The organism is Pseudogulbenkiania subflava DSM 22618 (assembly GCF_900177275.1).
GTDB classification, from domain to species: domain Bacteria; phylum Pseudomonadota; class Gammaproteobacteria; order Burkholderiales; family Chromobacteriaceae; genus Pseudogulbenkiania; species Pseudogulbenkiania subflava.
Genome location: NZ_FXAG01000031.1, coordinates 19416 through 33800, shown reverse-complemented (window position 1 = coordinate 33800; position 14385 = coordinate 19416). Strand labels below are relative to the sequence as shown.

13 protein-coding genes and 1 rRNA gene are annotated in these 14385 nt (G+C 65.6%); 4 read left to right on the top strand and 10 right to left on the bottom strand.

Annotated elements, in window-relative coordinates:
- Window positions 1–125 (bottom strand): 16S ribosomal RNA (locus B9N72_RS19475); the annotation flags it as partial.
- 408 nt (window positions 126–533) lie between these two features.
- Between B9N72_RS19475 and B9N72_RS19470 the strand changes: the two genes are divergently transcribed.
- The gene (locus B9N72_RS19470) at window positions 534–1166 is read left to right on the top strand and encodes a pyrimidine 5'-nucleotidase (RefSeq protein ID WP_085277855.1); all 633 of its coding nucleotides are present in this window, start codon (window positions 534–536) and stop codon (window positions 1164–1166) included.
- On the opposite strand, the gene B9N72_RS19465 is transcribed toward B9N72_RS19470, so the two are convergent.
- The 3 genes from B9N72_RS19465 to B9N72_RS19455 form a co-directional block, all read right to left on the bottom strand.
- A complete protein-coding gene (locus B9N72_RS19465) occupies window positions 1143–2252 on the bottom strand; it encodes a VanZ family protein (protein ID WP_085277854.1) in 1110 nt (369 codons plus the stop codon). The two genes, B9N72_RS19470 and B9N72_RS19465, sit on opposite strands and share 24 nt — an antisense overlap.
- Before the next feature lie 121 nt (window positions 2253–2373).
- Window positions 2374–3429, bottom strand: a complete 1056-nt coding sequence (locus tag B9N72_RS19460) for a PLP-dependent cysteine synthase family protein (RefSeq protein WP_085277853.1) — start codon at window positions 3427–3429, stop codon at window positions 2374–2376.
- Window positions 3430–3526: 97 nt separating this feature from the next.
- The gene (locus B9N72_RS19455) at window positions 3527–4126 is read right to left on the bottom strand and encodes an OmpW/AlkL family protein (RefSeq protein WP_085277852.1); all 600 of its coding nucleotides are present in this window, start codon (window positions 4124–4126) and stop codon (window positions 3527–3529) included.
- A 149-nt stretch (window positions 4127–4275) separates the two neighbouring features.
- Here B9N72_RS19455 and ubiD point away from each other — a divergent pair, with 149 nt between their 5' ends.
- Together ubiD and B9N72_RS19445 are read left to right on the top strand one after the other, a co-directional pair.
- The gene (gene ubiD / locus B9N72_RS19450; RefSeq protein ID WP_085277851.1) at window positions 4276–5751 is read left to right on the top strand and encodes a 4-hydroxy-3-polyprenylbenzoate decarboxylase; all 1476 of its coding nucleotides are present in this window, start codon (window positions 4276–4278) and stop codon (window positions 5749–5751) included.
- A 278-nt stretch (window positions 5752–6029) separates the two neighbouring features.
- Window positions 6030–6398: a YggL family protein gene (locus tag B9N72_RS19445; RefSeq protein ID WP_085277850.1), complete on the top strand. Its 369-nt coding sequence runs from the start codon at window positions 6030–6032 to the stop codon at window positions 6396–6398.
- A gap of 63 nt (window positions 6399–6461) precedes the next feature.
- Here the strand turns inward: B9N72_RS19445 and B9N72_RS19440 are convergent, their stop codons facing one another.
- Entirely contained in the window at window positions 6462–7514 is a 1053-nt protein-coding gene (locus B9N72_RS19440; RefSeq protein WP_085277849.1) for an NADP(H)-dependent aldo-keto reductase, read from the bottom strand.
- A gap of 211 nt (window positions 7515–7725) precedes the next feature.
- Here B9N72_RS19440 and B9N72_RS19435 point away from each other — a divergent pair, with 211 nt between their 5' ends.
- Window positions 7726–8937: a GGDEF domain-containing protein gene (locus B9N72_RS19435; protein ID WP_085277848.1), complete on the top strand. Its 1212-nt coding sequence runs from the start codon at window positions 7726–7728 to the stop codon at window positions 8935–8937.
- Window positions 8938–9177: 240 nt separating this feature from the next.
- Here the strand turns inward: B9N72_RS19435 and B9N72_RS19430 are convergent, their stop codons facing one another.
- From B9N72_RS19430 to B9N72_RS19410, 5 genes are all read right to left on the bottom strand, one after another.
- Window positions 9178–9786 carry a DUF1294 domain-containing protein gene (locus B9N72_RS19430; RefSeq protein ID WP_085277847.1) on the bottom strand — a complete coding sequence of 203 codons (609 nt, stop codon included), beginning with the start codon at window positions 9784–9786 and terminating at the stop codon, window positions 9178–9180.
- Between the two features lie 39 nt (window positions 9787–9825).
- The gene (locus tag B9N72_RS19425) at window positions 9826–11730 is read right to left on the bottom strand and encodes a polysaccharide biosynthesis protein (RefSeq protein ID WP_085277846.1); all 1905 of its coding nucleotides are present in this window, start codon (window positions 11728–11730) and stop codon (window positions 9826–9828) included.
- Between the two features lie 2 nt (window positions 11731–11732).
- Window positions 11733–12371: a sugar transferase gene (locus B9N72_RS19420; protein WP_085277845.1), complete on the bottom strand. Its 639-nt coding sequence runs from the start codon at window positions 12369–12371 to the stop codon at window positions 11733–11735.
- Window positions 12368–13528: a DegT/DnrJ/EryC1/StrS family aminotransferase gene (locus B9N72_RS19415; protein WP_085277844.1), complete on the bottom strand. Its 1161-nt coding sequence runs from the start codon at window positions 13526–13528 to the stop codon at window positions 12368–12370. Before B9N72_RS19415 ends, B9N72_RS19420 begins: the two co-directional genes overlap by 4 nt.
- An 81-nt stretch (window positions 13529–13609) precedes the next feature.
- Window positions 13610–14254, bottom strand: a complete 645-nt coding sequence (locus B9N72_RS19410; RefSeq protein ID WP_085277843.1) for an alanyl-tRNA editing protein — start codon at window positions 14252–14254, stop codon at window positions 13610–13612.
- Window positions 14255–14385 lie beyond the last annotated feature (131 nt).

Sequence of the window (14385 nt, the reverse complement as noted above, 5' to 3'; positions counted from 1 at the left end):
GTTCCGACGCATTACTCACCCGTTCGCCACTCGTCAGCGGGCCGAAGCCCCTGTTACCGTTCGACTTGCATGTGTAAAGCATGCCGCCAGCGTTCAATCTGAGCCAGGATCAAACTCTTCAGTTCAATCTCATAGCAATTTTTGGCACGCAAGATCAAAGAAATATCGAGATACTTCCTGTCTTGCAGTGCAAGTGTCGGCTTTGCCGAGCACTCACACCTATCGGTTATTCTGTCTGTTAAAGAGCGGTGCTGACTGGGTTGTTTCGTTTGCTTCGTCAGCTGAGGAGGCGAACTATACGCCCCGACCCCACCCCCGTCAACGCTTTTTTGCAGAAAAATAACAGAAACCGGACGAAACGATCACAACAAGCTGTTTTCAAAGAAAATTTCAGGCGTAAGAATTTTTCCCACCCCCTCGAAGCACTGTTCATCCGGCTAATACGGCGGGCAGAAACGATGCCGAGACCTCGATAAAACGACGGATCAGTTCATAATTCCAAGTCAGAATCTGCACCGAGACGGGATAACACCTTGAAGCCCACCTGGATTTTCGATCTGGACGACACTTTGCACCACGCCTCGGCAGCGGTGTTTCCGCATATCAATCGTTGCATGACCGAATTCATCATGCGCCACCTGGGCATGAATGAAGACAGCGCGACGGAGCTGCGACAACGTTACTGGCGACAATACGGTGCGACGCTGAAAGGCCTGCAGCAACATCATGGCATCGCACCGCAGACCTTTCTGCGCGACACCCACCCCATGAGCGAACTGGAAACGTTGCTGGTCTGGCAGGCACAGACGGCAGCACTGCTACGCCGCTTGCCCGGCCGCAAGATCTTGCTGTCCAACGGACCACAGCATTATGTAGAGGGTGTGCTGAGGAGGATGCGGATCAGGCGGCACTTCGCCAGCGTCTATGGCGTGGAACGGCTGGATCTGCAGCCCAAGCCACATCCTCGGTCGTTCCGTACCGTGCTGCAGCGCGAAGGTCTGGACCCGGTCCGATGCATCATGGTGGAAGATTCGCTGGCCAATCTGAAGGCGGCCAAGCGCCTGGGGATGCGCACGGTGTGGATCAGCCCTAGCGCACGTCGGCCATCCTATGTCGATGTGCACGTACGCCAGTTAGGGGAATTACTTCGGCTTGGCTTGCAGTGACGGCATGTGCCGCACATTCCAGAGGGCGCCGATCAGGCAGAGTGCCGCCGCCAGAGGCCAGAGACGTGACAGGAACTCCACCAGCGCGTTCATATTGGCAAGGTGGCCGTAGCCCCAGCGAAACAGCGTGAGCATGTCGAGTTCGTTGGCGGACAGCGGCCAAAGCGCGGAGATCAGCTGCGTCGCCAGCAGCGCCAGCAGCGCCACGACCAACTGCACGCCCCGGCCGAAGCGGGTGAGCAGCCACACCAGCAGGAACCCGGCCCCCAGGCCCGCCAGCACGTTGCTGTTGATCCACTCGAAGAAAGCGAACGGCTTGAGCAGCATGCCGGCCGCCAGCATCTTGAGGAAGACCGCCAGCACGACGACGGTAGTGACGCTGCGGGCGATATAGCGCCGCTTGCTCAGGAAACTGGTGACGAACAGCAGTGTGGCGGTCAGGTGCAGCATGACCCCGCCGGCTTCGAGCAGGAAAAGGAACAGTGCCGGGTTGTCGAGCGGCGAGATGAAGGGCTGCGGCAGGCCCAGCGGCATGACCACGACGCCGAACAGCGGGATGGAAGGATTGAGCTGGGTGAGGAACCAGAGCGCCATCAAGGCCAGCGCGTAGTCGGCGGGTTCATTGGCGACGAAATAGCGCTGGCGCCAGCGCCAGAGATGGTGCCAGGCGTGGCGAAACAGCGGACTGACCGCCAGCGTGGCACCGATGAAGGCACCCGCGACGTTGTAGAGCATGTCCAGATTGGAGGCGACGCGCTCCGGCAGGAACTGCTGGATGAATTCCATCGTGAAGCTGGTCAGCGCCGACAACAATAGCGCCGTGATCCAGCCCAGCCAGCGGGGTCGGAACGATAGCGCCAGTCCAAACCCGTAGGGAATGTAGACCACCAGGTTGGCGAGGTTGTCGAACAGGCGGAAGTAGTACGGCAACGGATAAAACAGGAACTCGAGCAGAGGGCGACCGCTGTAGCTCCAGCCGGTGAACGGGTACAGACTAGCAAATACGATCACGACGAACAGCAGCAGGGCCAGGTAGCGGGCGATATGGGCCCGCTGTGGCACGCCATGGCGGACGGGAGTCAACATGGGGCGCCCCGTTCGCTCAACCGAGTCTGTTCACGCATACCGTCATTATCGCTCGCCATTTGCCTACGGTCCGCCGGACTTCGGCCAACCTTGCCCTCCATCTGCTCTTTACTCCCGATCCTCACCAGCGCCCTGTCTCGAAGAAGCGTCGATAGCGCGCCAGCCACGGCGCGATGTCGAAGCCGCCCGTGGCGAGCCATGCGCTGTCGTAATAGCTGTTGAGGTAGCGGTTGCCGTCGTCGCAGATCAGCGTCACCACCGAGCCGCTGCGCCCTTCTGCCACCATCTGCGTCACCAGCTCGCACACGCCGAAGAAATTGGTCCCGGTGGAACCGCCGCAGCGGCGGCCGAGGACTTCCTGCAGGAAATGGATGGCGGCGTAGCTGGCGACGTTGGGCACGCGGATCATGCGGTCGATCACCGTCGGGATGAACGATGGCTCGACGCGCGGGCGGCCGATGCCCTCGACGCCGGAACCGCCCTCACAGCGGCAGTCACGGTCGCCGCTCTGATAACTGTCGTAGAACACCGAATTTTCCGGGTCGACCACGCACAGCTGGGTAGCCAGCTTCTGATAGCGCACGTAGCGGCCGAACGTGGCCGAGGTGCCGCCGGTACCGGCACCGCAGACGATCCAGGTCGGGACCGGATGCGGTTCCAGCGCCATCTGCTGGAAGATGGTTTCGGCGATATTGTTGTTGCTGCGCCAGTCGGTGGCGCGCTCGGCGTAGGTGAACTGGTCCATGTAATGGCCGTCAAGCTCATGGGCCAGGCGGCGCGACTCGTCGTAAATGGTGGCCGGATCGTCCACCAGATGACAGCGTCCGCCGTAGAACTCGATCGCCTTGACCTTCTCGGCCGAGGTGCCCTTGGGCATGACGGCGATGAACGGCAGGCCGAGCAGGCGGGCAAAGTAGGCTTCGGAGACCGCCGTGCTGCCGCTCGAGGCCTCGATGATCGGCGTGCCCTGACGAATCCAGCCGTTGCACAGCCCGTACAGGAACAGCGAGCGGGCCAGGCGATGCTTCAGGCTGCCGCTAGGATGCGTGGACTCGTCCTTGAAATACAGCTGGATTTGCGGCAGCGCCGGAATGGCCAGCGGTATCAGATGGGTATCGCTGGAACGATGGAAGTCCGCCTCGATCTGGCGTACGGCTTGAGCAACCCAGTTGGACATGGATGAATTCCGCAACGGCATAAAATGGTTATTTTACCGTTGCCACAACAAAAAAGGCGCACCACGTGGTGCGCCTTGTCGTGCTGCCGTCTGGCGATCAGAACTTGGTGCCGACGCCGACGCCGAACACCCACGGGTTGATCTTCAGGGTGCCCAGATCGGTACCAGCGGCGCTGACATCGGTCTTGATGTAGATCTTCTTCACGTCCAGGTTGACGAACCAGTCCTTGTTGACGGCGATGTCGGTACCGACTTGCAGCGCGCCACCCCAGCTGTTCTTGTCGACGTTGACCTTGGTGCCGCCGGGCAGATGCAGATCGTTGTTGTAGAAGCGGGTGTAGTTGATGCCGGCACCGACGTAGGGACGGATCTGGCCTTCCGGGTTGAAGTGGTATTGCAGCGTCACGGTCGGCGGCAGGTGGTTGATCTTGCCTAGCGAGCCCAGGTCGGAGGTCACTTCATGACGCGCGGTGGCCAGGATCAGCTCGGCACCGATGTTGTTGGTGATCATGTAGGTGAAGTCGAGTTCCGGCACGGTCTGCTTGTCCACATCGACATGCACATCCGACACCACACCGCTGGTCTTCACGTCCGGATCAATGTTGATGACGCGAAAGCGCGCCAGGATGTCCCCTTGGGCGGCAAAGGCGCTGGCGGACACCAGGCCGGCGATCACGGCAATAGCAAGCTTTTTCATGGTTTTCTCCAAAGATGGTCGGTGGATTGCTGATCGCCCGATCTACTGCCGTTGACTTTGCCGCCTACCGGCAGTAGCGTGCGACGTCTTCGGAGGGAAGATTAACCCTACTCGCTTCCCGGTTTTTTGAGCTAGATCATGGTCACGTCATGAAATATGTCGATTTGCGCGATTTTATTGCCCAACTGGAACGCGAGGGGGAACTCAAGCGCGTCCGCGTGCCGGTCTCGACCCATCTGGAGATGACCGAGATCGGCGACCGGGTGCTGAAGGCCGGCGGCCCGGCGCTGCTGTTCGAACAGCCGGTACGCGACGGTCACGGCTTCGACTACCCGGTGCTGGCCAACCTGTTTGGCACGCCGCGCCGGGTGGCGATGGGCATGGGGGCGGAGGACATCGGCGAATTGCGCGAGATCGGCAGGACGCTGGCTTATCTCAAGGAGCCGGAACCGCCCAAGGGCTTCAAGGATGCCTGGGAGAAGCTGCCGCTGTTGAAGCAGGTGCTCAACATGGCGCCGAAGGAAGTGAAGAAGGCGCCGTGCCAGCAGATCGTCTGGGAAGGTGCCGAGGTCGACCTGGGACGCCTGCCGATCCAGCATTGCTGGCCGGGCGACGTGGCACCCCTGATCACCTGGGGGCTGACGGTGACGCGCGGCCCCAACAAGAAGCGCCAGAACCTCGGCATCTATCGTCAGCAGGTGATCGGCAGGAACCGCGTGATCATGCGCTGGCTGGCACACCGCGGCGGTGCGCTCGATTACCGCGAATTCCGCGCCGCCAACCCGGACAAGCCCTACCCGGTGGCGGTGGTACTGGGCTGCGACCCGGCCACCATCCTGGGCGCGGTGACGCCGGTGCCGGACACGCTGTCCGAATACCAGTTTGCCGGTCTCTTGCGCGGCAGCCGCACCGAGCTGGTGAAATGCATCGGCTCCGACCTGCAGGTGCCGGCCAGTGCCGAGATCGTGCTGGAAGGTCATATCTACCCGGACGATACCGCGCTGGAAGGACCGTACGGCGACCATACCGGTTATTACAACGAGCAGGACCGCTTTCCGGTATTCACCATCGAGCGCATCACCATGCGCGAGAACCCGATCTACCACAGTACCTACACCGGCAAGCCGCCAGACGAGCCGGCGGTGCTGGGCGTGGCGCTGAACGAGGTGTTCGTGCCGATCCTGCAGAAGCAATTCCCCGAGATCGTCGACTTCTACCTGCCGCCGGAAGGGTGCTCGTACCGTATGGCGGTGGTGTCGATCAAGAAGCAGTACCCTGGCCACGCCAAGCGCGTGATGATGGGCTGCTGGAGCTTCCTGCGCCAGTTCATGTACACCAAGTTCATCGTGGTGGTGGACGACGACGTGAACACGCGCGACTGGCAGGAGGTGATCTGGGCCATCACCACGCGCATGGACCCGGTGCGCGACACGGTGCTGATCGAGAACACGCCGATCGACTACCTCGACTTCGCCAGCCCGATCTCCGGCCTGGGCGGCAAGATGGGGCTGGATGCCACCAACAAGATGCCGGGCGAGACGCAGCGCGAGTGGGGCACGCCGATCGTGATGGACGCGGCGGTGAAACAACGCGTCGATAGGCTGTGGGACGAGCTGGGGCTGTAAGCCCGGCCGCCAGAGCCCATTTCAGTAGGCGAGCAAGTCAAACGCCAGCGCACAGGAACCGGAATGGACACGCAGTACATGAGAATTCCTGATCGCTGAGCGAATCTCTGCGTGCAAATCCATCGCTGAGCCAATCGAAGATTGGCACGCAGGGATTTGCTCAGCGATGGATTCGCACGCAGTACTGCCGGCGCTCAAGATGCGAGGCGTCGCCGCCTAATGAGATGGGGTTCTTATCTGTTACCATGCCCGGTTTTCCCGATACTTGGAGTCTAGACATGAGCGATGTACGCAACCCGAATTCCGCCCAGCGCCTGAAGCGCCTCAACACCCGCCAGCGCAAGAAGCAGCGCGTCGGCGAGTACCGTGAACTGGGCTTCCACTTGGTCGCTACCCTGGCCGACGACCTCGGCAGCGAGGGCCAGGATGCCCTGCTCGACGCCTGGCTGACGCGCGTGGACGAGGCCGGCGTGAGCTTCGGCGGTCATTTCGACGGCCGCTGCAACCTGGAAGGCGTGGTGTTCCCGGTGGGCGCGGTGAAGATCGGCGAGGAACTGCGCGGCGAGCTGGCCGGCTGGCTCAAGGCGCGCAGCGAAGTGAAAGAGCTGGAAGCGAGCGATCTGATCGACCTGTGGCACGCCGCCTGAGCCTGCCCCGCTCCCCAGACAAAAGCCCGCCGATGCGGGCTTTTGTTTTTTCACGTCCGGGGCTCACGGCGCCGGGTTGGGGTAGCGTTCGTGGATCGCCTCGATGCCGGCCAGCACCTCGTCGTCCAGCGTCAGCGTCGCACTGGCGATGTTCTCTTCCAGCTGCGCCAGCGTGGTGGCGCCGATCAGGTTGCTGGCGACGAAGGGGCGCGAGTTGACGAAGGCCAGCGCCATCTGCGCCGGCGACAAGCCGTGCCGGCGCGCCAGCGCCACGTATTCTGCCGTGGCCAGCTGCGCCTGCGGCCGGGTGTAGCGCGTGAAGCGGTCGAACAGCGTGAGCCGGGCGTTGGCCGGGCGGGCCTGGTCGAGGTATTTGCCGGAGAGCACGCCGAAGGCGAGCGGCGAGTACGGCAGCAGGCTGATGCCGTCGCGATGCGAAAATTCGGCCAAGCCGATCTCGTAGCTACGGTTGAGCAGGTTGTAGGGATTCTGGATGCTGACCATGTGCGGCAGGCCGAGGCGCTCGGCGGCCTGCTGGAAGCGCGCCACGCCCCACGGCGTTTCGTTGGAGAGGCCGATATGACGGATCTTGCCGGCCCGGACCAGATCCGCCAGCACCGCCAGCGTCTCTTCCGGGGCGACCGCGTGGTCCGGCCCGTCCTGCCAGGGGTAGCCCAGGCGGCCGAAGGTGTTGGTATGGCGGTCTGGCCAGTGCAGCTGGTAGAGATCGATGTAGTCGGTCTGCAGGCGCCGGAGGCTGCCGTCGAGCGCCGCCACCAGGTTGGCGCGGTCGAAGTGGTTGGCATCGCCGCGGATGTGGCGCGGATTGTGCCGCTGCAGGGCGGGGCCGGCGATCTTGGTGGCAAGCAGCACGCGGTCGCGGCGCCCGCCCTTGGCGAGCCAGCTGCCGATGTAGCGCTCGGTCAGGCCCTGCGTCTCGGGCTTGGGCGGCACCGGGTACATTTCGGCGGCGTCGATCAGGTTGATGCCGCGCTCCAGCGCCAGGTCGAGCTGGGCATGGGCGTCGGCTTCGCTGTTCTGCTCGCCCCAGGTCATGGTGCCGAGACCGATGAGGCTGACCTGGAGGCCGCTACGGCCGAGTGGGCGGTATTCCATGGCGTGGATCCTTCGCTGTCGGGTGGTGGATGGCCCGATTATGCGACGGGCGGCGGGCGACGCAAACTGCAGCCGGTCGGCTCGGCTGATGCCAAAACGCCACGCCGGCCTCCGGAGCGGGGGCGGCATCGCCGCCGGCTTGATCTATGACAAATAGCCTTCCGGATGCGGCGCTCTAGAATGACGGGCTTACCACCCCGAGTGCCCAACGATGAAGCTCACCCTCACCTTGTGGCAACGTCTGCTGGGGCTGCTCCCCGGCGAGCTGACCGTCCACGAAACGGAATGGCTGATCAGCCCGCAGCAGCACATGCCGCTGATGGCACAGCGCCGCGCCGTGATCATCATCAACCGGGCGCGCTTGTTCGCCATGCTGTTCGCCCTGCTCACGCCGCTGTGGATCGCGGTCGACGTGGTGGCGCTGCCGATGGAGCTGGCGGCCCAGCTGGCCGGCATGCGCCTGATGGCCACCGCCGCCTTCGCCTGGCTGGTTTTCGGCCACCACAGCGACGGCACCCTGCGCCACGCCTACCGCGCCATGGCGACGCTGTTTGCCATCCCGACCCTGTTCTACATCGCCTCGCACCTGCTGCTGACGCGCTACCACCTGCAGGGGCTGTCGGCGGCGATCGGCACCGGCTATGCCTTCCTCCCGTTTGTGCTGCTGGCGGGCTTCGCCATCTTTCCGCTGACGCTGCTGGAAAGCGCCACCTTCGCCTCGCCGATCCTGATCGCGGACGGCCTGGCCTGGCTGCTGCAATGGCAGGTGATCGACTGGCCCTCGTTCAGCGGCGCGTTCTGGCTGCTGACGCTGATCAGCGCGGTGGCGACGCTGGCGTCGATGAGCCAGCTCGCCTTCATGATCGCACTGGTCAACCAGGCGGTGCGCGACACCCTCACCGGCTGCTTCTCGCGCCGCAGCGCCGAGGAAATGCTCGACCTGCAGTTCACCCTGGCACAGCGCGCGCGCCGTCCGCTGTCGGTGGCCTTCATCGACCTCGATCACTTCAAGAGCATCAACGACAAACACGGCCACGAGGCCGGCGACCGCGCCCTGCAGAGCCTGACGCAGGCCATCGGCGACACGCTGCGCCACGGCGACATCCTGACGCGCTGGGGCGGTGAGGAGTTCCTGCTGCTGATGCCGGAAACCGACCGTCAGCAGGCGCAACAGGCGCTGGCGCGGCTGCGCCGGCACGGTCTCGGGCGGCGTCCGGACGGCTCGCCGCTGACCGCCAGCATCGGGCTGACCGAGAGCCAGGCGGACCAGGCGGCGAGCTGGCAGCAGCTGGTGGAGATCGCCGACGCCCGCATGTACCGCGCCAAGCAGCAGGGCCGCGACCGCGTCGTCGCGGCGGATGACGAGGCGCCGCCCGCCGCGGCACCGGCCGACGTGCCGGAGCTGCTGGCGCAGCCGCTGTAAGCCGCGGCGTCATCATCACGGCAAAAAGGTTGGCCGAAGCGGGCTCTACGCCCGGCTTCGGGCAACCTTTTTTTATTCATTAACGCCTTTTAGCGTCGCCGACAACCCCCCTGCTGCAACGGTTCCGACACGGCGGCAGGGCCGCAGGCCGTTCCGGCAGGACGGCAAGCGCTGGCCGGGAGAATCTGAAGATTCGCACGCGAGCGGAGCACCGCCGGGAGGGGGTGTTGTCAGCGCCGCTCAGCCCGGCAGCCACGCCGCCAGTGCCGGCCCCTTCACCAGCAGCCAGCCCAAGCCGGCGAGGTTGAGCCCCACCGTGAGCCAGTAGACGCGGCGGAACGATTGCTTGCTGGACTTGTGGCGGAAGGCACGCTGGGCGACCAGCGCGCCGGGCCAGCCGCCGAGCAGGGCCAGCAGGTGCAGGCGGCGTTCCGGGGTGCGCCACTGGCCACGTTGCGCCGACGTCTTGTCGTGCCAGTACAGCACGACGCTCGCCAGACTCAGGCCACCGTAACCCACCATCAACCAAGCCGGCAGCCGGCCGGCCAGTAGCGCCAGCCACAGCCCGAGGAAGAACAGTCCCGCCACCGTGCAGACCAGGCCGAGCCCGCCGGCCCGCTGCCCTTCCTGGCGGAGCGTCACGCCGACCAGCTTGGCCTCCACGGCCCGTGGCCGTCGACGCTCGTCGTAGTCCTGGCGGTAACTGACGATATCGTCGAGGGCGGGTCGGCGCGGGGCCATGCCCAAATCGCCGATGTGCACGAACACCTCGGCACCGCCGCCATTGGGGGCGATGAAGCCGAAGCCGCGCGCGTCGTCCCAGCGTACCAGCCGGCCTTGAAAACGCATCCCTGATCCCCTTCTGTCGGACCGAGTCCCCGTCTGCCGTCAGCGCGCCGGCCCCACGCCGTTGGCAGCCTGTTCCGCCAGCCAGTCGCGCGTGCGCTCGGCGGCCTGGAACTCGTGTACCGCCTGCTGCAGCAAAAGGAAGGCGGCGTCGGCGTCGTGATGCAGGCAGGCGTCGCGCAGGCGCTGCAGCAGACCGGTCAGCACATCCTCGTCGAGGTGGTATTCCTGCGCGCGCAGGATGCGCGGGTGGTCGGTCGGCAGCACGTTGTCGCCGATCAGCAGCTCCTCGTACAGCTTCTCGCCGGGGCGCAGCCCGCTGAAGCGGATCTCGATGTCGCCGTCCGGGCGGCTCTCGTCCTTCACCGTAAGCCCGGAGAGGTGGACCATGCGCCGCGCCAGGTCGGCGATCTTGACCGGCTCGCCCATGTCGAGCACGAACACGTCGCCGCCCTCGCCCATGGCGCCGGCCTGGATCACCAGCTGCGCCGCCTCGGGGATGGTCATGAAATAGCGCGTGATCTCGGGGTGGGTGACGGTGACCGGGCCGCCGGCGGCGATCTGCTTCTTGAACAGCGGCACCACCGAGCCCGAGCTGCCCAGCACGTTGCCGAAGCGCACCATGACGAAGCGGGTGCGGCTGCCGCGCGCGTGGCGCGTCTGCAGGCACAGCTCGGCCAGACGCTTGGTGGCGCCCATGACGTTGGTCGGGCGCACCGCCTTGTCGGTGGAAATCAGCACGAAGGTGTCGACGCCGCCGTCTTCGGCCGCCTGGGCGCAGACGTCGGTGCCGAAGGCGTTGTTGCGGATGCCGGCGAGCGGGTTGTGCTCGACCAGCGGCACGTGCTTGTAGGCGGCGGCGTGGAACACCGTCTGCACCCCGAAGCCGTCGATGACGCGGAACAGCCGCTCGTAGTCGGTGACCGAGCCCAGCAGCGGCAGGCATTCCAGCTGCGGCGCCAGGGCCTTGAGCTCCTGGTCGATGGCGTACAGCGCGAACTCCGACAACTCGAACAGGATCAGCCGCGCCGGGTTCTGGCGCACGATCTGGCGGCACAGCTCGGAGCCGATCGAGCCGCCGGCACCGGTGACCATCACCACGCGCCCCTCGATGTTGCGCGCCAGCAGCTCGGGGCGCGGCGGCACCGGGTCGCGTCCGAGCAGGTCCTCGATGTCGACCCGCTTGAGCTCCTCCACCCGCACCTCGCCCGACACCAGCTCGGCCATGCCGGGCAGGCGCTTGATCGGCACGTGCAGCGACTCCAGTCTCTCCAGGATCTCGCGCTGGCGCGCGCGGCTGACCGACGGCAGCGCCAGCAGGATGGCCTTGGCCTCGGTGTCGGCGAGCAGCGAGGGCAGTTCGGCCGGGGCGTGCACCGCCAGGCCGCGGAAGGTGTGGCGCCACAGCGCCGGGTTGTCGTCGACGAAGGCCATCGGGCGGTACTCGCGCCCGGCCTGCAAGGCCAGCATCAGCTGGATGCCGGCGCGCCCGGCGCCGTAGATGATGACGTGCTCGCGCGGGCTGTCCACCGCGTCAATGCGACGCACCAGGCCACGCAGCAGGAAGCGGCTGCCGCCGATGTAGGCCATGGCGAACACCCAGAAGATGACGATGGAGGAGCGCGGGAACGGCCCGATGCGCGCCATCACGATCACCGCCGCCAGCACCAGCACCGCCAGGCTGACGCCGTAGCACACGGTGTAGACGATCTTGTCGTCGAGGTACTTCAGGACAGCGCGGTAGAGCCCGAGCTTGATGAAGATCGGGATCACCCACAGTGGCGGCACCACGAAAATCCACAGGTAGGGGGTGAGCTTGGGGTCCCACACCCCGCCCAGGCGCAGCACCACCGCGCTGTAGAGCGCCAGCGGCAGCAGCAGCGCGTCCATCAGCATCAGGAGCGCCATCTTGTGGTGGCGCGAGAAGGAAAGCAGCTTGTCGATCATGGTCAGCGCAGGACGATCTTTTTCAAGGTGGCGAGGATGATGCACACGTCGCCGGCCAGTGTGTGGCTTTGCGCGTAGCGCACGTAGTAGTCGAGCTTCTGCGGCAGCACTTCGTCGAGGTAGGCGCGTTCCGGGTCGGTGGCGGCGCCGAGGATGTCGTTCTCGTCGATCATGCGGATCGATGCCCAGTCGGTGATGCCGGGGCGCACCGACAGCACCAGCGCCTTGACCTCGCGCGGATAGTGCGCCACGTAGCGCGGCACCTCGGGGCGCGGGCCGACCAGGCTCATGTCGCCCAGCAGCACATCGATCAGCTGCGGCAGCTCGTCGAGCTTGGACTTGCGCAGGAAGCGCCCGGCGCCGGTGACGCGCGCATCGCTCCCCACCGTGAGCTGGCCGTGACGCTCGGCGTCGACGCGCATGGTACGGAACTTGTGGATGTGGAAAGGTTGGCCGAAGCGCCCCACCCGCTCCTGGCGGAAGAACACCGGCCCCCTGGAATCGAGCTTGATCCACAGCGCGATCGCCAGCAGCAGCGGCGCCAGCAATAACAGGCCGGCGCCGGCGGCGATCAGATCGAACAGCCGCTTGGCGCCCATCGAACCGGGACGGCCGGCGGCCGGCAATACGGACCCGCTCATGCGCAGAGGATCTCCCTGACCGCCGCGATCACGCGCGTCTGGTCGGCATCGGTCATGCGGGTGTAGAGCGGCAGCGTCACCTCGGCCTCGAAGGCGGCGTCGGCCACCGGGAAGTCGGCGTTCTTGAGCTGGTAGCCATCGCGCCACACCGGGTGGCGATGCAGCGGGATGAAGTGCACCGAGCAGCCGATGCCCTTCTCGGCCATCTTGACGATGAAGTCGTCGCGGCTGACCCCCGCCTCGGGCTTGAGCCGCACCGGGTAGAGGTGCCAGGCGTGCTGGTCGGACGCCAGCGCCGGGCGCGCCGGCAGGATCAGCGGCAGGCCGGCCAGTTCGCGGTCGTAGCGCGCCGCCATCGCCTCGCGCTGTTGATGGAAGCGGTCGATCTTCTTCAGCTGGTGCAGCCCCATCGCGGCGGCGATGTCCGGCATGTTGTACTTGAAGCCGGGCGCGACCACCTCGTAGAACCAGGCCGGGGTCTTGGACACGTAGCGGTCGAAGGCGTCGCGGCTGATGCCATGCAGGCGCATCACCTTGCAGCGCGCGATCAGGTCCTTGTCCTTCGACACCACCATGCCGCCCTCGCCGGTGGTCATGGTCTTGTTGGCGTAGAAGCTGAACACCGTGGCGTCGGAGCCCAGCGTGCCGACCAACTGGCCCTGGTACGTCGTCGGCAGCGCGTGCGCAGCGTCCTCGATCACCTTGAGCTTATGCTCGCGAGCGATGGCGAGGATGGCGTCCATGTCGCAGGCGAGCCCGGCGAAATGCACCGGCATGATCGCCTTGGTCTTGGCGGTGATGGCGGCGCGGATCGCGTCCGGGCGGATATTGAAGGTGACCGGATCGACGTCGACCACCACCGGGTGTGCGCCGAGGTAGCGCACCACCTCGGCGGTGGCGGTGAAGGTGTAGCTCGGCACGATCACCTCGTCGCCCGGGCCAACCCCCACCGCCTCCAGCGCCAGGTGCAGGCCGGCGGTGGCGGAGTTGACCGCGATCGCCTCGACCTCGCCGCCGAGGAATTGCGCGAAGTCGGCCTCGAACTGCTTGGTCTTGGGACCGGTGGTGACCCAGCCGGAACGCAGCGCGTCGACCACTTCGTTGATTTCTTCTTCGCCGATGTCGGGCAGGGCGAAGGGGAGGAATTTTTCTGTCATGTTTTATGCCTTGCTTTCTGTGCGGTGGCCCGCCCCTCGCGGAGACCGCCTGCTGTCATGTCTTGTCTTGCGTCGACGCCGTCAGCGCGGCGCCGCGTAAATCTCGATGCGTTCCTTGCCGCTGCCGACGTTCTTGCGCTTGAGGCGCAGCACGCCCACCTCGCCGGTGCGCTCCAGGTGCGTGCCGCCGCACGGCACGCGGCCGAAGCCGGCGACTTCCCAGTAGCGGCGCTCGGCGGCCTCGTCGGAGAAGGCGCTGACGATAGGGGCGTCGGCATCGATCACGGCCTGCGCCTCGCGCATGAGCTCGGGCAACAGCGGCGTCAGCGGCTCGTGCCAGGTGAAGTCGATGCGCGCCTTGTCTTCGCCAATGTGCGCGCCGATCTTGCCGATGGCGGGCAGACGTTGCGTCACCAGCTCCAGCACGATCTCGGCGGCGAAGTGCAGCCGCATCAGGGCGTAGCGGCGCGGCCAGTCGATCTCCACCGTCACCGTGTCGCCCTCCTCCAGCACGTGCCCCGGCGGCAGGGTATAGACCAGGTCCCGCCCCTGCCAGCGCGCCGCCAGCACGCGGTAGCCGCCGATAGAGCCGGTGTCGCTCTCCTGTCCGCCCGACTCGGCGAAGTACAGCGTCGCCTCGAGCACCACGTCGAGCCCGTCGACGCGCGCGACGCGGGTAGTCAGCGCCGTGCGGTAGGGCTCCCGCCAGAACACCTTGTCAGTCATCGTCGCCTCCTTCCCTGCCATGGCCTTGGCCGTTAGCGCGCCCTATCATGCCCGGCGCCGGGCCTGTGGACGCGCCCGCCATAAACCATCACGCCTCACCCATCCTGCGCATCTCACCGTAGGGCGGAAGC